The sequence below is a fragment of the Rhizobium sp. FY34 genome (assembly GCF_005222845.1).
In the GTDB taxonomy this organism is placed as follows: domain Bacteria; phylum Pseudomonadota; class Alphaproteobacteria; order Rhizobiales; family Rhizobiaceae; genus Neorhizobium.
The window spans coordinates 179,308-196,937 of the sequence record NZ_STFZ01000036.1 but is presented as its reverse complement, the minus strand read 5'-3'; the positions used below and the strand labels follow the sequence as shown (position 1 = coordinate 196,937).

Below are 17,630 nucleotides of genomic sequence, written 5' to 3'. Positions count from 1 at the left end.
CCTTGTGGGGGAGATGGCCGGCAGGCCAGAGGGGGTCTGTCCCTTTTGGCCGATCATTCCGCCGGCTCCATCGCCAGCTTTACGGGCTTGGCGCGACGGCTGGGCGCACCCACCCGAAGCCTGCGATCCGAAAGCGACACGAAGCCGCCGATCATCATCACCACCGCGCCACCCCAGATGAACAGGATCCATGGCTTCCACCAGATGCGCACGACGATACCGCCATCGGTCATCGGGTCGCCCAGCGAAACATAAAGCTGGCTTGCGCCAAAGGTCAGGATACCGGCCTCGGTGGTCGGCATGCGCCGCGCCGTATAGATGCGCTTGGAGGACCAGACATCGGCGACCACCGCGCCATTTCGGCTCACGGTGAAATGCCCGCGTTCCTCGGTGAAATTCGGACCGATCGCCTCACGAAGCCCGTCAAACACGAGGCTATAGCCGCCGGCCTCGGCGCGCATGCCGGGCTTCATCTCCAGCACATGCTCGGTCTCAAACGTGGTCACGGCAACAATGCCCAGCACGGTCACGCCAAGCCCCATATGCGCCAGCGCCGAACCGAAGGCGGAGCGCGGCAGGCCCTTGAAACGGGCAAAGGCGATCTTGAAGGCAAGCTTGCCGAAATTGGCGCGGTACCAGAGATCGGTCAGCGATCCGAAGATGAGGTAGAAGCCGAGCGCCAGACCCAGCGCCGCCAGAACCGGGCCGCCATTTTGCGCATAGAAGAAAGCAAAGCCCGCCACCAGCGCCATGCCCGCGACCACATAGATGCGTTGCAGGGCGCCCAAAAGATCGCCGCGCTTCCAGGCCAGCAGCGGCCCAAAGGGCACCGCCAGAAGCAGCGGTATCATCAGCAGACCGAAGGAAAGATTGAAGAAAGGCGCACCGACGGAGATTTTCTCGCCGGTCAGCGTTTCCAGCACCAGCGGATAGAGCGTGCCGGTCAAAACGGTGGCGGTCGAGACGGTCAGGATCAGGTTGTTGAGGACGAGCGCCCCCTCGCGCGAAATGGGCGCAAACAGTCCGCCGCTCTTCAGCTGCGGCGCCCGCCAGGCAAACAGCACGAAGGCGCCGCCAATGAAGAAGCTGAGGATGGCAAGAATGAAGATGCCACGCGACGGGTCGGTGGCAAAGGCATGCACGGAGGTCAGCACGCCGGAGCGCACCAGGAACGTGCCGAGCAGCGACAGCGAAAAGGTCATGATGGCAAGAAGCACCGTCCAGATCTTCAGCGCCTCGCGCTTTTCCATCACCAGCGCCGAATGCAGAAGGGCAGTGCCGGCAAGCCAGGGCATGAAGGACGCGTTTTCCACCGGATCCCAGAACCACCAGCCGCCCCAGCCCAGTTCGTAATAGGCCCAGTAGGAGCCCATCGCAATTCCGGCGGTCAGAAACGTCCAGGCCGCCAGCGTCCAGGGTCTCACCCAGCGCGCCCAGGCCGCATCAATACGCCCTTCGATCAGCGCTGCCACGGCAAAGGAGAAACAGACGGAAAAGCCGACATAGCCGAGATAGAGAAGTGGCGGATGGATGGCGAGGCCAAAATCCTGCAGCACCGGGTTGAGGTCCTGGCCTTCCGCCGGCGCCGGATCAAGGCGCATGAAAGGATTGGACGTGAACAGGATGAACAGCAGGAAGGCCACCGTGATCCAGGCCTGTACTGTCAGAACATTGGCCTTCAGCGTATCCGGCAGGTTGCGCCCGAATATAGCGACCAGCGCGCTGAACAGCGTCAGCGTCAAAAGCCACAGCATCATCGAGCCCTCGTGATTGCCCCAGACGCCGGTGATCTTGTAGACCATCGGCATCAGCGAATGGGAGTTTTCCCAGACATTGAGCAGCGAGAAATCCGAGACCGCATAGGCCCAGGTCAGTACGGAAAACGAAAAGGCGACAAGACAGAACAGCGTGATCGTGGCCAAAGGCGCCAGGTCCATCAGCGCGGTATCGCCACGTCTGGCCCCGATCACCGGCAGGATGGAGGCAATCAGCGCGGTCGCCAGCGCCAGCACGAGGGCATAATGGCCAATCTCGATGATCATCGGGTCGCCTCCTTCGGGTCTTTCCAGACGCCCTGTTCCTTCAGGCGGTCGGCCACTTCGCGCGGCATGTAGTTTTCGTCATGCTTGGCCAGCACCGAATCGGCCTTGAAGGCGTGCGCCGTGTCGAACGTGCCCTCGGTCACCACGCCCTGCCCCTCGCGAAACAGGTCGGGCAGGATACCGGTATAGCTGACAGGCACGCTGCCCCCGCCATCGGTTACCTTGAAGCTCACGGTCGATCCCTCGCCGCGCACCACGGAGCCGGCCTCCACCAGCCCGCCAAGCCTGATGCGGGTGCCGGGTGCCACATTGGTTTTCGCCAGATCGCTCGGCATGTAGAAATAGGCGATCGACTGGCTGAAGGCGAACATCACCAGAAGCACGGCGACCAGAATGAAGCCGACGCCGCCGGCAATCACCGTCAGGCGTTTCTGCTTGCGGGTCATTGCGTTGCTCCCTCCACCGGAATTCCGATCTCGCGCGCCAGAGCCAAAAGCCGGCGCCCCGGCTCGCCATCGGCCGGAAATGTCTTCAGGCCCGCCTGTAGCGCTTCGCTGGCCTTTGTCGCATCGCCCATCACCTGATAGGAGCGCACCAGACGCAGCCAGCCTTCGATATTGTTCGGATCGTCCTTCAGCTTTGCCGCCAGGCTGTCGATCATGCCCTTGATCATCTGGCTGCGGTCCGCCGGAGACATGTCTTTCGCCGCCGCCACGTCTTCAGCGCTCGGATTGCCAAGCATCTGCGGTGCAGCAGCAGTGGCCAGCGGCGCGCCACCATTCTTGGCGATATGCTCGTTGACCAGCGACGCCCAGGCGGCACCCGGCGGTGAATCCCTGGCCAGCGCTTCAAAGGCGCCGCGTGCCTCGGCCGCACGCCCGGCCTGCTCCAGCGCAAGCGCCACATAGAAGCGGGCGCGCATATTGCCGGCATCCAGCGCCACGGCCCGCTCAAAAGCCACGCGTGCCTCTTCCGTCACGATCCCGTCATTGGTGGCCACCAACGTTTCGCCAAACCCCGCCAGCCGCTGCGGGCTCTCGCCCAGAAGCCGGATCGCATTGCGATAGGCCTGGTCGGCATCGGGCAGGCGCATGGTGCGGAAATAGATCGGCGCCAGAAGGTCCCAGCCGGCGCCGTCATTGGGGTTCTGCGCCAGGTGCCGCTCGGCTTTGGCCACCAGAAGCGCCATGTCATTGCCGGGATTGGCCAGACGCGCCTCCAGCGGCTGCGAAGGCAGGCCGGGCGAACCGAGCGTGACGTAAAGACAGAGCCCGGTGACGGGAAGACAGAGGATCACGAAAGCCGTCGCCAGCCGGTGCCTCGCCGGTGCGCGCCCGGCAGGCGCGACCTTTGCCGCTGCATCGGCGACCGCCAGCAGGCGGCGGCCGATTTCGGCGCGGGCATAGCCGGCATCCTCTGCGCCGATCAGCCCCTGCCCCAGGTCACGGTCGATTTCGCGCAACTGGTCGCGGTAAACGGCAGCCTCGTCCTCGCCGTCTGCGACAGTGAGGTGCGACGCCTTCATCAGCGGCGCGATGAGAAGCGCCGTGACCCCGGCCGTGAAACATGCAAGTACGATCCATAACACCATGTAGGCCAATTACTTCAAGCCGGCTCCCTTTCCAATCGGAACCGGAGCGATGACACAAATTTGAGGCGTTTCGCCGCAATCTTATGGCAGACCTATCGCCGCTCGCGCTGTTGCGAGCCTTGATGTGTGTCAACCGGCATCAGGTCAAGGGCGACCATGTGCCGTCGGCATTGCGGCAGGCAACACCGCGCGCCTTCACATCCGGCCCTCCGGCAGACAGCGTATGGCTATATTGGCGGCAATTCTGCGATCCGACCTGATAGGGCGCGGCGGCCACCACTTCGCCCTTGGCGTTGCGTCCGCTCCAGGCCACCGGCTGGCCAACAGCTGTCGCTTCCAAAGCCTGATATTCAGCCTCCAGCGCCCTTTGCCGGTCACTCGTGCTGATATCCACGCCCGTGCGTCCGACTATGCCGCCCTGAAGGGCTGCAATATAGGGCGTGGCTGGCGCGCGCGCGGTAAATATCCCGCCCGAAGGCCCGCCACCGGTTGTGGTGCATCCGGCCAGAAAGGCCGCAGACAAAAGCGGTGACACAGCGAATTTGGCAAAGCGCAAGCGCATTCTTCTCCAACCGTTCTGGCATTCACATGCCGGGATAAAGTCACCTTGTGCATCAGGTTCCTGATTTGCCTGATCTGACCTTTTAGCGTTTTTGCAAACAAGGTCGAGACAGAACTTGAAAGTGTGGCATCTTTCTGTCGCCTACTCATGGTGATTGTAAGGCCATTGTGCGTCTCGACAATTTAGATTTTGACACAGGCTCGCCCCCTCCGGCGCAATCGGCCACCATCGATCAGATGCCGCCGGCTCAGGCGGCTTCCTTGGTCACGCCCGGCAGCGTCAGCACGGCGCGCAGGCCGCCATGCGTGCCGCGTGAAAGCTCAAACCTTCCCTGATATTCGCGGGTAATCTCGCCGACGATCGACAGGCCAAGGCCTGTGCCCGGCTTGCTTTCGTCCAGCCTGCGACCGCGCTTCAGCGCTTCCTTGATGTCATCGGGCTCTAGCCCCGGCCCGTCATCTTCCACCACGATCTCCACCCAGTTGCGCCGGGCCGGATCCGCCCCTTCGGGCGCAAGCGCCGGCGCAATCGTCAGCCAGACGCCTGAGCCGGCATAGCGGGCGGCATTTTCGAGAAGATTGCCCACAGTCTCCTCCACATCCTGTTGTTCCATGGCCAAGGACAGGCCGGAGGTCACCGATGTGAGATCGAAATTCTTGTCGGGGTTCAGCCGCCGCATCACGCGGATCAACCGCTCCAGCACCGGCTCGGCCTCAGTGCGGGCCAGAAGTGATTCGCGCTGGGCGGCAATGCGGGCACGGTTGAGATAGGATTGCACCTGCCCCTGCATCGCCTCCGCCTGGCTGCGCACCAGTTCGCCATGCGGCTTTTCCAGCAGCCGCGCCTCGTTCAAAAGCACGGCTATCGGCGTTTTCAGGGAATGGGCCAGGTTGCCCACCTGCATGCGCGCCCGCTCGACAATGCGCCGATTGCTATCGATCAGCGCATTCATCTCGACGGTCAGCGACTGGATTTCGCGGGGAAACTCGCCCTCAAGACGTTCGGCCTCGCTGCGCCGCACCTTTTCCAGCGCCCGGCGCGCCTCGTCCAGGGGCCGCAGACCAAACAGGATGGCCAACCCGTTCACCACCAAACTGCCAAGCCCGAACACGACAAGCGCGATGTAGAGATTGCGGGTAAAGCCGCGCACGTCATCATCGACGATGTTCAAATTGCCGGAGACGCGAAAGCGCGCCGCGCGGCCTTCGCTGTCCAGCACCACTTCCGTCTCCGCCACCAGGACGCGGTTCCCGAAGGCGTCGGTCGCCGGGTAAAAGCGCTCATAGCGATTGTTGAAGGGCACATTGAGAATGGTGGGAACGGCAATGTTCGACACGCCCAGCGAGGAGGAAGACAGCGGCGTCGCGGCAAAGGTGCCAAGCGGTTCGACAATCCAGTACCAGCCGGTTTCCGGCTGCGAAAATCGCAGGTCACCCAGTTGCGGATTGCCCGCAAGGCTGTTGTCGTCCCCGATGGTGACGGAGTTGATGACATTGTAGAGTTGCGCTCGCAGCAGATCGGTAAACGCCCGTTCCGAGGATTTGGCATAGAGCGCCGAAATCACCAGCGCGATCACCACCAGCGCCACCGCCGACCAGGCTGTCGCCAGAAGCAGAACGCGGGCGGTGACCGATTTAATGACCATTGGAAGGTGCTTGCATACGGTAGCCGAGGCCACGCACCGTCTCGATCAGGTCCACGCCGATCTTCTTGCGCAACCGCCCGACAAATACCTCGATCGTATTGCTGTCGCGGTCGAAATCCTGATCATACATGTGCTCGATCAGTTCGGTTCGTGACACCACCTGGCCCATATGGTGCATCAGGTAGGAGAGAAGCCGGAATTCATGCGAGGTCAGCTTCATGGCCATGCCGTTCACCGTCGCCTTTGAGGCCTTGGTATCGAGCTTCACCGGCCCGCAGGTCAGTTCGGAAGAGGCATGGCCGGCGGCGCGGCGAATAAGCGCACGCACCCGTGCCAGAACCTCCTCGACATGAAAGGGCTTGGCCACATAGTCGTCGGCACCGGCATCGATGCCCGCCACCTTGTCGCTCCAGCGATCTCGCGCCGTCAGCATCAACACCGGCATTACCTTGCCGGACTGGCGCCATTTCTCGACAACCGTGATTCCATCCATTTCCGGCAGGCCGATATCGAGGATCACGGCATCATAGGGCTCGCTTTCGCCCAGATAATGCCCCTCTTCGCCGTCGAATGCCTGATCGACCACATAGCCGGCCTCCTTCAGCGCATCGGTCAGCTGCCGGTTCAGGTTGACGTCGTCTTCGACCAGGAGAATGCGCATGTAAGCCTCGAAACGGATTGGCGGGAAGTCCTTTGCCGTCGCTTCTACTACATCGGCACCCGTACCGTCACCTTGCGCGGGCGCTCGCCGCTGCCCTGCACCAGAACGGTCACAACGCAGGTGCGGCCATCATTGGATGGCTGCGCCGAAAGCAGCTGCCCGCCGGTATCGCGCACCACTTTGGAGGCCGCATCACCGCAATCGCCGGCCACCAGAATCAGGTAGTCCAGCGCAGCGGCCTGGCTGACCGAGAGGCCAAGCAGCGCCGAGGCGACTATCCCGATCAGCTTTTTTGATGCCATGACTACAACTTCCGCTCACGGTGACGCACGGGTTTATGAAACAAACCAATGGGGAACTATGTAGCCAATGACGCCTGAATGGCAAATGAATGCGCCGCCCCCCTGTTCACGATCAGGACAAGGGCCCGCTTTTCGTTGCTGAAATCGACGTTCGGGCGGAAAGCCGGCCATAGATGGCAAAGATGCCGCCAACTGCCCCGGCAAGGCTGACAATCGCGTCGGCAAGCGCATTCTGGTCGCTCACCGAGATGTCCCGGCCGCTCATTTGGAGCAGCGAGGCACTGATCGCGATCAGCGCGCCCCAGACGGTTTTCGACTGATACCAGGTCTTGCTATTGTCCATCATGCATCTCCTTCGCGTTTGACGGGAATATTGGTTTCAAGTGCGATGCCGAGCGGCACCGCCCGGCCAAGCTGGCGCAGCCGAATGCGGAAACTGGTCTGCGCTGCACCAAAATCATTGAGTTCAAGGCTGTCGGTGTAGAGATAGAAAGGCCCCGCCACATCCACGCTGCGCATCACCGTGACGCCTGCCATCAGCTCCAGCCGGTAGCGGTCCTCCGGCTCGTCCAGGGGAATATCGGTGGCGGCCCAGTCATAGGCATCGCTTCGGGCCCGTCGCACCCAGCTGAAGGCCACGCCACCGGCCTGCCGTCTGCAACGCGCATGCACCGGCGCAAGCGGTGTCTCGGCGCGCAGGCCACCGGCAAACGAAAAGGGGCCGGCCTGTCCACCGCCCGTGCCCAGCGCCTCGACCAGCCAGTTCTGCGCTATGCCGCGCTCGTCAACCGTCAGCCCAAGCGGCACCACGGCCTCGTCCAGCACAACGACCGGCGATCCGGCAGGCGCGCCCGCCGCCATGCCATCCTCGGTGCCGGAAAGCCCGCGCAACAGCTGGCTGAGCCGCCAGTGATTCGGCGCCGTTTCTTCCGCCATGGCAAAACCCAGCACCTCCCAGCTGCCGCTGGCGCATTGCACCGCAATCCGGTTCGTTCCCGACAGCACGGAGGTCTCATCCGACGAGGACAGTCCGCCGAAAGACAGATCGATCTCGATTGCGCCGGAACGGTCAAAGCGACCCCAGACACCGGCCTGAAGGTCTGCCGACAGCCGGCCGGTCCGCGCCGGCCTGTCCACAGCCGCGCGGCTGCGATAGGCCTCGGTGCCAAGCGAACTGGAGAAAAGCACGCGCCGCCAGGGCCGGCCATAGACAGCGCCCCGCGCAAAGGCTTGCGCCTCGCCGCTTTCAAACCGCGGCAGGTCGAGAAGATGCACAACCGGCGAAAAGCCGGAGCTGGCATTCGTTCCCGCCGTGCGGCCAGGGGCAGAGGGTGCGGCCGCCAAGACCGCAGCCGGCTCGTGGCGGCGCGCCTCGACGCGGCGAACCTCGCCATCCTCGATGCGGGTCACGACATAGACACCGTCCGGTCCTTCGCTGAGGCGGATCGCGTCGCCCGCTTCCAGCGAAACCATCGCCGGCGAAAGCGGAAAGCTCAGGCTGCGCCGCGACAGGTGGTTGTCGCGCAGCAGCGCTTCCACCAGCGTCAGCGCCGCCTCCTCGTACAGCACGCCGGCCAGATCGGCGCGCAGCATGCGGTTGCTGCTCGTGCCTGCCCGGCGCGAGCGAACGCTTGCCTGCTCGTAATCCAGCAGCGGATTGGCAAAACTTGCCACCACTTCGGCGGCAAAATCGCTGTCATGGCCGCGCATCTCGCTCCAGGCCGACTCATCCTCGCGCTCGGCCAGCACATCGATCACCTGTGCGGCGAGCGCCGCCTTCGTGCGCGAGCGAAACACCAGCCGCCCGCCATCCTCCTTCACGTCGAGCAGATAGGCGCTGGCCAGCGGCTCGATCAGCGCGCGCGCCGATGTCGTATCGGCCTGTATATAGCCGATCAGGTCGCCGCTCACCTGAGAGACATCATGCTCGGGAAAACCATGGTCATGCAGAATGGCGGCAATGGCATCGGCCAGCGTCGTTGCGCCCAGCCTGCCGGTCAGCCAGTGGCCGGTGCGCCAGTTGTCGCCATCGCTCCACACCCAGAGATTGTTGGGAAAGGCCGGATAAGGCCGCGCATCCCAGGTCCAGACAAAGATATGCTCGGGATCGACCATGCCTTGCGGCGCGCCGCCACCCAGCCACCAGTCGAAATGCGCTTCGAGAAAGCGCCGCTGCATGCTGTCGGAGCGTGCCCCATTGGAAAAGTGGGGCCTTGTGCTTTCCGAGGATTTCGGATCGACAAAGACATTCGGCTGGTTGGCACCTTTATCGATCGCCGGGCAGCCAAGCTCAGTAAACCAGATCGGCTTGGAACCCGGCACCCAGGGCGTCGCAACGGCCTGCTCCGCGCCGCCCGTGCGGTTGAAATGCGGATTGCTCCACCAGTTCACCAGGTCCTTGTAGCGGAAAACCCAGGGCTTGCCCGAAAGTCCGTCGGTAATGGGTAAGCGGACACGGTTCTGCCGGTCCGCGCCGCTCGCATAGTACCAGTCATAGCCCTCGCCGCTCGCAATCGCCGCCGTCATCGCCGATTTGTCGTCTGCCAGGCGCGCGCCATCCGGATTGCCGCCACCAAGGTCGCTATCGCGCCAGTCAGACAGCGGCATGTAATTGTCGATGCCAACTGCATCGATTGCCGGCGAGGCCCAGAGCTGATCGAGATGGAAAAACACCTCGCCTGAGCCATCCGGCGGGTGGTAGCCGAAATATTCAGACCAGTCGGCACCATAGGTCAGCTTGGTGGCAGGCCCCAGAAGGGCGCGCACATCGCCTGCCAGCCGCACCAGTTCAGCGACGAAGGGAAAGCTGTTGCCCGCCCCGCGCACCTGGGTGAGCCCGCGGAATTCCGAGCCGATGATGAAGCCGTCGACACCACCGGCAGACAGCGCAAGTCCCGCATAATGCTGTGGCGCGGCGCGACCTTTCGGACAAAGTGGCGTTAGCTTTCGGACACGAAAACAATTCCTTTTGTGTTGTTAGCCCCGCCGCCCGTACTCATGCTGCCGGTCGGCGCAGCTCTTCCTGTTCTTCGGCCGGAATGAAGCCGTACGCGGATAGATGGTCAGCAGCATTCAGCAACATCTCCACACCCCCATGGGTGCCAGCACTCTCCGCCAAAGACCGGGTGCGGTCTCGCCTTCATGAATGAAGCACCAATTCTGAGAAACTACCGGCCCGGCGTCCATTTCGTCGGTCAGGTGATACACAGAACCGCCAGTGATGCGATCACCGGCCTTTATGGCGTCCTCAATCGAATGACGCCCTTTATGCAAAGGCAGCAGTGACGGATGATAGCCGATAGCTTGGGAGGCTACGGCTCTGACCTCGGGTGGTATGAATACAAAAGCGTGCGCGCAGATCAACAGATCGACAGGGTGGTCAAGAAGCCGCCATAGGCCTTCCCTCTTATAGCAGACGACCACGGCGCCTGCCTCCATAGCTGCAGTGTGCAACCGGTCTGTTTCGTCCGGGACTGCCACAAAGCCAATCTGATAAGATTGCCGGAGCTGATCAAACACCTGCTGGGCCAACCACTTTTGGCCAATGATACCGACCTTCATGCGCGGATCTCCGTTCCTTCAATATAGCGGAAGCCCTGGACGGCGCGGAAATGTCCGCCATAGCCGGATTTCATGCCCGCGCACTTGGCACTCTTCCCCTTGCTGCCGCCGTAGAGAACGCTGGAAACTTGCGTCCATTTTGGGTCGCGGCGCAGGGCCATCGCGAGACCGGGATGTGATGTGTGGAACAATGTCGGCATGGGTATTGCGTAGCGGTTTTGGCCACGCCGCCATGCCGCAGAGACCGCATTCAAAAACCGCATACCAACGACCGCGACGACATTCTGGCATAACAACCAGCCGGCAAGCGCGCGCCTCAACCATGCCGGGCCGGGTGGAAAACGCCACATGGGCGACAGGCTCACCGTCAACAAAGGCGACATAGCAAGTTGCCGCGATCATATGCGGAAGCTTCAGATAATGATGCGGCTCAAAATAGCGCCACCATTGCCAATTGGTTTGGCGGATTTCCACGGTGATCTTGGGTCGTTGCCGATGACACCTCCCGGTGAACTCACCCGTCGCGGTGTCATAGACCCAATCCGGGTCGAGCCAATCAACAATATCATAGTGACAAGACAGCAGAACCGCGCGCCCTTCGGTGCGCCGCCACGCCTTGGCAATCTGCCGGTCCACGACACTTGTGAACTCGTCAATGACGATTTCCTCCGGCTGATCGCACACGATCCGGGCAAGATCGGCCCGGAATTTCTCACCATTTGAAAGAACGTGGTAGGGCCGCAGCCATGCCGGAACCGAACCAAGACCTACCGAAGCAAGCGCCGTGGTCGCATCATTGAAGTCACGGTCAGGAGCAATGGCATCAATTATAGGTCTATCTTCCGGCCAATCGACACGAGCCATTCTATCCGTCTGGAAAACCCGCCGGCCAAGAGATGTTTTGCCTGACCCGGACGGGCCAACGACAAGCCCGATTTTCCATGGCGTGTCTTCGACCGGCAAATCGACTGTGATGTCAAAGCCGCTCCCGTCTTCGACGTTGAACAGCGATTTGACCCGTGCCGCCCGATAGCTTTCAAAATCCAAGCATGAATGATGGATGGAAATTTTCACGTTACCACCACTTTGATTTTGCAGTTTCGGATGGCTGTCAGCGCGTCATAGAGCAGGCTTTGGGCCTCCTGATCCTCACAGATCAGGATAACGCCCTGCTGGTGACGGTGTCGGTAGCGATTCCGACCGGGGGCTTTCGCCGGCAAGGGCGGCATATCAGTTTCGGTTGGCATGGTAGGCGTGTTTCCCTGTCGCTCCTGGCGATCGGGTGCGGGCTCGGATGGCCTCAGATGATTGATTGAGCCGCAGCGGCGGCATTTGATTTCCAGATCGTTAGAAATTGCGCCCTGCTTTGCCCTGAACAGAAGCGCGGAACAGGAACCGCATCTGATATTCTCCAATTGTGATTCACTCTCGACTCAGTCACATGTTGCCGGCCCTGCGCAGGGTGCGGGTGTGACAGTTGTCTTTCGGTGCTGTCGGACGGGTTCGGACGCTAATCTTGACCCCGTTGCTCGGGGTGTTTGCGCACCCCGGCCACCCGCTCAAAATGACGCGGATGCTTTGTCGGTGAAGCCGGCCCGCCGTTAAGACGCCCCCCAGCCTATTGCCGCAATCTCTTCGGGATTGGTTTTACTGTTCGCTTCAGCGGTCAGCATGGCAAGTTTCGTCTGGCAGGCCACAACATGGGCCTTGCCGTCGCTCCCGACCCGCTGGATCTGCAAAGCGTCGTGCTGCCGGAAAGCCCATGCGCCGTTTTCGTCCTGGCACCAAAAAGGAGTGCTCCAATCGGGAGAAAGGTCGGGCAAGAGGCTGTCGGTCACCGAACCCATGAGATTGATCTGGTCGATCTGCTGGCTCGGATAGATGTGCAGCGATCCGAGTGCATCAGATGTGAAGCCTCCGACAATGGCGGCCCCGCAGGCGCTGGTAATTGCCGAAAGGCGGATCTGCCGACAGGCATCCAGGGCGGATGAGGCAACGATCAAACCATAGGGTGCGACAACAGCCAGCATGGACGTAACTGTTTGGTCGCCTGCCCTGTCCCTCGGCCACGTAGTCGGTGTGCCGCCGGCTGCAATGAAATTGACATAGTCAGCATCGTCCTCCGCTATCAGATGCTGGCACGAGGAGCTGTAGATCCTCCCGTCATCGGCCACCCAGTACCAGGCACTGTGGTTGTAATTAAGCATACTGCCCTCCCGTCGATTTGGTGCCGTCCAAGGAACCGGGATAGTAATTCTCACCGGAGCCATTGGTGTTGATCACGCCGTTAAGGGATGCTGCATAGCGCGGTCCAATCGCGTTACCTGCTCCGGTAATGCTGGCGTAGAGCACATTGATATCGCCATTTGTCGCGACAACGAATGCCCCGAAGGACAGCGCGGTTGTCGCAAAGATCATTGTCGGCAAAACACTGGCTGATCTGATCACGCCGCTGTCAGCGGCGTAGAGGTGACCGACTGCCGCACCGCCCGCCATGATATGCGAGCCAGTCAGAAATATTGACCCGCCCGCGCCGCATGCGATGTGAGCACCGCCACCAGATGTACCCACGTGATACATCGTGCCGACCGTGGCCGACGCCCCAAAAACGGAAATGTTGCTCTGGCCGGCAGCGCCCTGCGGCGTGAAGCCGGAGACTGTATAGCCATCATGAGCCAGGATGATTCCAGGGCTCCCGCTGACGCCACCCACAACGACGCTCTGGGGAGACGCGTTATTTCCGACAATGGAGATGGTGCCCCCGCTTGCCGAGCGGTTCGTTTGGAATGATGAATAGGCGCCGTTCGCCACCGAAATCGTAGCCACAAACCCATTCAGGTCGAGTGAGCTCACGACATCAACTGCACGCTGAATTGTGGCGAAAGCAGCGCTTGCAGACAGGCCACTATTACTGTCATTGCCAGTCAAGGCATTGACGTAGTACGGCCTGTTTGCAACGAGAGACGGGGGATTGGCGACGCTGGACCAAAATTTTGTGCCGTCGTAAACAAAATCGACCAAGCCAATCATTTCTCCGCCTGACAGGCCTCTGCCAAACCGATCGACAACGTTTTTTGCCCCGAGCACGTTTAGGTCCAGGGTCACCGGACCTAGGTTGACAAATGGGACAAAGGCGCTGAACCGCAATCCGGCCACTAGAGCGATAGGCGCTGGTGTCAGTGTCGCCGTAAGCGCGTTCGCAGTTCCCCCGACCACCGCATAGGTCCATCGGCCAGATTGTGCATCGAGCGCCAGCTTTTCGATATATGCACCGCCGACCCTCTCAAAGAGGCGACCATCCGGCAGGGCAATGCCGTGGCCATCGGTTGGGACCGCATAGGACCAGGCCGTGCCGGACCATTCAGCGATCCGACCGATGTTTGCAGCCCATGCGCCTGTTGCGCCGGCCGGAACAAGATAGGTGTCGCCCTGGGCCGGGCTTGCCGGAGGCGCGGTCACCGTCATGGAATTGACCGCCAGCCAAGGAAGACGGTTGAGCTTCGTCACCGCCGTAATGCGGGTATTTACCCAGTCGCGGCTTGCAAGGAACTCGACATAGGCGCCGCCGATCCTTTCAAAGATACGACCATCCGGCAGGCCAATGCCATGGCCATCGGTTGGCACCGCATAGGACCAGGCCGTGCCGGACCATTCAGCGATCCGGCCGATATTTGCAGCCCATGCGCCTGTTGCGCCGGCCGGAACAAGATAGGCGTCACCCTGGGCCGGGCTTGCCGGCGGCGCGGTCACTGTCATGGAATTGACCGCCAGCCAGGGCGTCCGCATCATCTGCGCCATGGGTATCTTGCGGCTCATCACCCATTCGCGGCTTGCCAGCAAAATAGACGGATCAACCAGCAGGGTTACGTTAGCATTTTCGCCGATGACGATCTGGAATTCATAACGAATGTCTTCCAGCTGCCCTTCCTGGGCAGTTGGCTTGTATTGGCTGACGGGCTTTGCGACGGCGATCATCGCACCGGCTTGGTCAAAAATACCAAATTCGCGCATCCACCAGCCACCGACCTGGGTGGGAATGATCGCCGTAACGAGGATCGCTGAAGGGTTGTCCGGATCAGTCGCTACGCTTTCAACCGGCGTGCGCCATATTTCGCGCACCAGGGCGGTCGAGGCGGCGGTGGGATTGGTGTCAGCACCATTGCCGTCGCCAATGGCAAAATGGGTGATAACCACCGCAGCGCCACCGGCGGCGCTTTGCGCAAGCTTGGTCTTTCCGGCGTTGGTGATGAGAGAAAAATAGGCCTGTGCCATGGGTCACGCTGCCCCTGCGTTAATGCGAATGGTTCGGAGCGCATAGGCTCCCGCTCCAGAGAATGTCGAAATCAAATGCGATGCATCGCCCAGCCGTGGCGCCATGATGCGAACCGTTCGGCCTCTGCGTGCAGCGGCGCCAGGGCGAAGATTGATGTCACCGCGCACGCCATATTGAATGGCGACGTCCTGGCTGTGGCGCTTGGTGGCGGCAATCACGCGGGCAGCAGCGCGCTGGTTGGGCAGATCGAGCGGGGCGTGCCCATTGATGACGGTGTCATTGAGGAACAGCACGACCTTATGGGTGTCGTGGTGAGCTTTCGGGGTCTGCTGGTACCACTGCGTCCAACGGGCGGAAATGCCCAGCGTTTCCAATGCGCGGCGAACACCGGCAACCGTGCCGCTCATCGCGTGGATCTCCGGCGCCGCATCGATCATCGCCCGCAGCAGGTCTTCACGCATGTCGGCCGAGACGAAATCGCTCAAACCCCGCTCGATGACCATCACAGGCAGCAAGGCCGTTGGCGCCGTGAAGGCATCCTGGATCAGCAGCGAGGAAGGCTGGAACCGGGACAGCACAGCCGAAAGCGCCGAGACAAAATCGCGGTCACGTTGGTCGCTGATACCGGGCGGAACCAGCAGCGGGGAAATGAAATCACTCATCGCCCACCACCACGACATTGACGGCAAGGTTGCCAAGCACTGGAAACTGGAAGGTGGCAAGATTGGTAAATTCAAAGCTCGTCAGCTTCGCATCGGCCACGCGCGGCAAGGATTTGATCGCGGAGGTGATAACCGAGGGGGCGATCTGGCTTCCCAGTTCCTGCGTCCAGGGCTGGAATGCCGCCCGTGCCGCATCTTCGAACAAAGCCTGCTGGCCGGTTGCAGCTTCACGCACCCGCACGGTCAGCGCTATGTCAAACACCACAGCGATCGGGGAAAGCACGGATACATCATCGCCCATGGGCCGCAGTGTCTCCGGGTCCAGATAGGCCAGAACCTGCGCCTTCAGTTCATCAGTTGGCAGGCCGTTGGTCATCAGTGGATAGATGTCGATAGAGCCGGGCTCTGGCCTGATAACCGCGACATCGACAATCTGCGGGCTCACCGCCATGACGTGCTCGCGGTAGCCGTCACGCGGGCCGGACTTGGAAATCCTATGCAGCGCGTTGGCCGCACGCAGGCGAAACCGCTCCTGCTCCTCAATGTCGGTCCCACCGGAAACCACGCTCGTGTTGCCGGCCGAGGTGACGAAGGCCACCGGATCAAGGATGTCGGTCACCGCGCCGACGCTGAGGCCGTTCCAGGCGGCACCTGGCTGTTCGGCCGTCGCGGTGATCGAAGCCGCCAGCATTCCCGACGGGATAATCAGATCGGCATCCGTTGCGAATGTCACCGCACTGGCGGCGGCCACCCGCGTGCCCTTCGGGATCACCGTATCGAGCAGGCGAATGGCGGACAGACGGAATTCAAGGGTCGTGACGGCGGCCTGCGCCAAAAGCCTGTAGGTCGAAACACTGGCTGCGCGGTTTTCCAGATGAATGCCTTCGGAAAACACCACCGTGTTTTGCAACACGCCGGTTTGCGCCGCTTCGTTCAGGACCGAAAGCGCATAGGCCGCCACCTCGATCAGGAACATTTCGGTCTGCGCCGGGTAAAGCGTGCGGCCCGATACTTCCTCGAACTTCGCCTTGAACAGCGCCTTCAGGACGGCGGGGTCGCGCTCGAAAAACTCAGGTGCGCCAGCCGCGCGAAGCTGCTTGATGGTACGCTTGACGGGATCAGCCATTGTAGGACACCTCCGTCATGGTGATGTCTTCAAGCACCGACTGGACAGGCCGCCAGAACACCCGTGTCCTGAAATGCGAGAAGGCCAGCGTCAGTACCTCGACCTTCTCGACCGTCACGCGCGGTTCCCAGATGGTAATCGCATCCCAGATCTCGCGGGTCAGGTATGGAATGCCGATGGAGGGATGCTTGTCGATGGCGCCCAGAATATCGCAGCCCTTTTCCGGCTCGGTCGGAACAGAACCCTTCGGCGTCAAAACGATATTGGTGATGGATTGGCTGAGATCATCGACCGCCGTCACCACGTCGCCGTAGCTATCGGCAGCCACGCCCGTCTGTAGGTCGGCGCGGCCAACCTTCAAAGACCAGTGGCGGTGGGTGATTGTGTCCTTGTCGATCATGCCGACAAGGTAGCGGGTGGCACAAACGAAAATGACCGGACGTCGGGTCCGGTCATGGCGTGAGGTTGTCGGGGTCTGCTATCTAAGGGCGCAGAAATAGCGGGAATCAGTGTGGAGGGCAAGGCGATGGCGGATCAACAGGACCTATTGGCATTTCTCAACTATCCAAATGAAACTCTTTCCAATGAGTACAAGAGCTGGCTGGATTTGACTACAAACAAAGGCAAGGCAACGCTTGCAAAAGCAGCTATTGCACTTGCCAACCATGGTGGGGGCACGATTGTAATTGGCATGCGCGGCGAAGGTGAAGAGAAACTGCAATCACTGTCTTGCCCCGCTAATGTTCGGCGCTACACCACGGACTCCGTTAATGCAGCTATTAATCGATACGCTGACCCACAAATGCACTACGACGTGAATTTCGAGGTTCATCCTGAAACAGGAGTCGAACATGCATTTATAAATGTACCACCATCCACGGTGCCAGTCATGAGTGTCCGTCATCGAATGATTTGAGACAGACTGGCTTTGGAAGGATTGGAGTTTCTGGTCCGTCTGCTTGTTGATTTAAGCTGCTTGTTGCCGATGTTGCAATCGACGCTGCCTGATTGTGTCGCGTTTGATCCTTTTTCGCTCCAGCAGGATGGTATGACCGCGTCCGAAGTAGACGTCGGCGGGTGTCAGATTTCCGATGCTTTCATGGTATCGCTGGTGATTGTAGTACTCGACGAAGGCGGCGATCTGGGCTTGAAGGTCTTCGGAGAAGAAGTAGTTTTCGAGCAGGATGCGGTTTTTCAATGTCTGC

The 17,630-nt window shown here is 61.0% G+C and carries 18 protein-coding genes and 1 pseudogene; 1 reads left to right on the top strand and 18 read right to left on the bottom strand.

The genetic code is table 11. From position 1 onward, the window contains the following. Positions 1–53: 53 nt before the first annotated feature. The 17 genes and pseudogenes from E8M77_RS22090 to E8M77_RS22010 form a co-directional block, all read right to left on the bottom strand. Entirely contained in the window at positions 54–2,042 is a 1,989-nt protein-coding gene (locus E8M77_RS22090) for a heme lyase CcmF/NrfE family subunit (protein WP_137132769.1), read from the bottom strand. After that, positions 2,039–2,488: a cytochrome c maturation protein CcmE gene (gene ccmE / locus E8M77_RS22085; protein WP_137132768.1), complete on the bottom strand. Its 450-nt coding sequence runs from the start codon at positions 2,486–2,488 to the stop codon at positions 2,039–2,041. Before ccmE ends, E8M77_RS22090 begins: the two co-directional genes overlap by 4 nt. Beyond that, a complete protein-coding gene (gene ccmI, locus E8M77_RS22080) occupies positions 2,485–3,633 on the bottom strand; it encodes a c-type cytochrome biogenesis protein CcmI (protein WP_137132767.1) in 1,149 nt (382 codons plus the stop codon). The genes ccmE and ccmI overlap by 4 nt, the downstream gene beginning before the upstream one ends. Before the next feature lie 139 nt (positions 3,634–3,772). After that, positions 3,773–4,195, bottom strand: a complete 423-nt coding sequence (locus tag E8M77_RS22075; RefSeq protein ID WP_137132766.1) for a hypothetical protein — start codon at positions 4,193–4,195, stop codon at positions 3,773–3,775. A gap of 247 nt (positions 4,196–4,442) precedes the next feature. Continuing rightward, positions 4,443–5,840, bottom strand: a complete 1,398-nt coding sequence (locus tag E8M77_RS22070) for a HAMP domain-containing sensor histidine kinase (protein ID WP_137132765.1) — start codon at positions 5,838–5,840, stop codon at positions 4,443–4,445. Next, positions 5,830–6,501, bottom strand: a complete 672-nt coding sequence (locus tag E8M77_RS22065; protein ID WP_137132764.1) for a response regulator transcription factor — start codon at positions 6,499–6,501, stop codon at positions 5,830–5,832. Before E8M77_RS22065 ends, E8M77_RS22070 begins: the two co-directional genes overlap by 11 nt. Positions 6,502–6,548: 47 nt before the next feature. Beyond that, positions 6,549–6,803: a hypothetical protein gene (locus E8M77_RS22060; RefSeq protein ID WP_137132763.1), complete on the bottom strand. Its 255-nt coding sequence runs from the start codon at positions 6,801–6,803 to the stop codon at positions 6,549–6,551. Positions 6,804–6,915: 112 nt separating this feature from the next. Continuing rightward, on the bottom strand, positions 6,916–7,146 hold the full coding sequence (locus E8M77_RS22055) for a hypothetical protein (RefSeq protein ID WP_137132762.1): 231 nt from the start codon (positions 7,144–7,146) through the stop codon (positions 6,916–6,918). After that, entirely contained in the window at positions 7,146–8,714 is a 1,569-nt protein-coding gene (locus tag E8M77_RS24435) for a phage tail protein (protein ID WP_281408217.1), read from the bottom strand. Before E8M77_RS24435 ends, E8M77_RS22055 begins: the two co-directional genes overlap by 1 nt. A 153-nt stretch (positions 8,715–8,867) precedes the next feature. Next, positions 8,868–9,698, bottom strand: a pseudogene (locus tag E8M77_RS24430) (glycoside hydrolase TIM-barrel-like domain-containing protein); the annotation flags it as partial. Positions 9,699–9,875: 177 nt separating this feature from the next. Then, on the bottom strand, positions 9,876–10,364 hold the full coding sequence (locus E8M77_RS22045; RefSeq protein ID WP_137132760.1) for a formyltransferase family protein: 489 nt from the start codon (positions 10,362–10,364) through the stop codon (positions 9,876–9,878). Between the two features lie 18 nt (positions 10,365–10,382). After that, positions 10,383–11,438 (bottom strand): ABC transporter ATP-binding protein, encoded by a 1,056-nt coding sequence (locus tag E8M77_RS22040; RefSeq protein WP_205910515.1) that lies wholly within the window; start codon positions 11,436–11,438, stop codon positions 10,383–10,385. A gap of 527 nt (positions 11,439–11,965) precedes the next feature. After that, positions 11,966–12,571, bottom strand: coding sequence for a hypothetical protein (locus tag E8M77_RS22030; protein ID WP_137132758.1), 606 nt, complete (start codon positions 12,569–12,571; stop codon positions 11,966–11,968). Further along, positions 12,564–14,636 carry a phage tail protein gene (locus E8M77_RS22025; RefSeq protein ID WP_137132757.1) on the bottom strand — a complete coding sequence of 691 codons (2,073 nt, stop codon included), beginning with the start codon at positions 14,634–14,636 and terminating at the stop codon, positions 12,564–12,566. Before E8M77_RS22025 ends, E8M77_RS22030 begins: the two co-directional genes overlap by 8 nt. A 3-nt stretch (positions 14,637–14,639) precedes the next feature. Further along, positions 14,640–15,299 (bottom strand): phage tail protein I, encoded by a 660-nt coding sequence (locus E8M77_RS22020; RefSeq protein ID WP_137132756.1) that lies wholly within the window; start codon positions 15,297–15,299, stop codon positions 14,640–14,642. Beyond that, positions 15,292–16,425, bottom strand: a complete 1,134-nt coding sequence (locus E8M77_RS22015) for a baseplate J/gp47 family protein (RefSeq protein ID WP_137132755.1) — start codon at positions 16,423–16,425, stop codon at positions 15,292–15,294. Before E8M77_RS22015 ends, E8M77_RS22020 begins: the two co-directional genes overlap by 8 nt. Next, positions 16,418–16,825, bottom strand: coding sequence for a GPW/gp25 family protein (locus E8M77_RS22010; protein WP_137132754.1), 408 nt, complete (start codon positions 16,823–16,825; stop codon positions 16,418–16,420). Before E8M77_RS22010 ends, E8M77_RS22015 begins: the two co-directional genes overlap by 8 nt. 126 nt (positions 16,826–16,951) lie before the next feature. Here E8M77_RS22010 and E8M77_RS22005 point away from each other — a divergent pair, with 126 nt between their 5' ends. Continuing rightward, positions 16,952–17,341 carry an RNA-binding domain-containing protein gene (locus E8M77_RS22005; protein WP_137132753.1) on the top strand — a complete coding sequence of 130 codons (390 nt, stop codon included), beginning with the start codon at positions 16,952–16,954 and terminating at the stop codon, positions 17,339–17,341. A 51-nt stretch (positions 17,342–17,392) separates the two neighbouring features. Here E8M77_RS22005 and E8M77_RS22000 read toward each other — a convergent pair. Continuing rightward, on the bottom strand, positions 17,393–17,630 hold a 238-nt coding region (locus E8M77_RS22000), incomplete at its 5' end, for an integrase core domain-containing protein (protein ID WP_205910514.1).

Coding starts and splice junctions, on each gene's coding strand:
- E8M77_RS22015 (WP_137132755.1), bottom strand. CDS start 16,425: ATGGCTGATCCCGTCAAGCGTACCATCAAGCAGCTTCGCGCGGCTGGC.
- E8M77_RS22075 (WP_137132766.1), bottom strand. CDS start 4,195: ATGCGCTTGCGCTTTGCCAAATTCGCTGTGTCACCGCTTTTGTCTGCG.
- E8M77_RS22060 (WP_137132763.1), bottom strand. CDS start 6,803: ATGGCATCAAAAAAGCTGATCGGGATAGTCGCCTCGGCGCTGCTTGGC.
- ccmE (WP_137132768.1), bottom strand. CDS start 2,488: ATGACCCGCAAGCAGAAACGCCTGACGGTGATTGCCGGCGGCGTCGGC.
- E8M77_RS22020 (WP_137132756.1), bottom strand. CDS start 15,299: ATGAGTGATTTCATTTCCCCGCTGCTGGTTCCGCCCGGTATCAGCGAC.
- E8M77_RS22030 (WP_137132758.1), bottom strand. CDS start 12,571: ATGCTTAATTACAACCACAGTGCCTGGTACTGGGTGGCCGATGACGGG.
- E8M77_RS22055 (WP_137132762.1), bottom strand. CDS start 7,146: ATGGACAATAGCAAGACCTGGTATCAGTCGAAAACCGTCTGGGGCGCG.
- E8M77_RS22045 (WP_137132760.1), bottom strand. CDS start 10,364: ATGAAGGTCGGTATCATTGGCCAAAAGTGGTTGGCCCAGCAGGTGTTT.
- E8M77_RS22010 (WP_137132754.1), bottom strand. CDS start 16,825: ATGATCGACAAGGACACAATCACCCACCGCCACTGGTCTTTGAAGGTT.
- E8M77_RS22005 (WP_137132753.1), top strand. CDS start 16,952: ATGGCGGATCAACAGGACCTATTGGCATTTCTCAACTATCCAAATGAA.
- E8M77_RS22070 (WP_137132765.1), bottom strand. CDS start 5,840: ATGGTCATTAAATCGGTCACCGCCCGCGTTCTGCTTCTGGCGACAGCC.
- E8M77_RS22090 (WP_137132769.1), bottom strand. CDS start 2,042: ATGATCATCGAGATTGGCCATTATGCCCTCGTGCTGGCGCTGGCGACC.
- E8M77_RS22025 (WP_137132757.1), bottom strand. CDS start 14,636: ATGGCACAGGCCTATTTTTCTCTCATCACCAACGCCGGAAAGACCAAG.
- ccmI (WP_137132767.1), bottom strand. CDS start 3,633: ATGGTGTTATGGATCGTACTTGCATGTTTCACGGCCGGGGTCACGGCG.
- E8M77_RS22065 (WP_137132764.1), bottom strand. CDS start 6,501: ATGCGCATTCTCCTGGTCGAAGACGACGTCAACCTGAACCGGCAGCTG.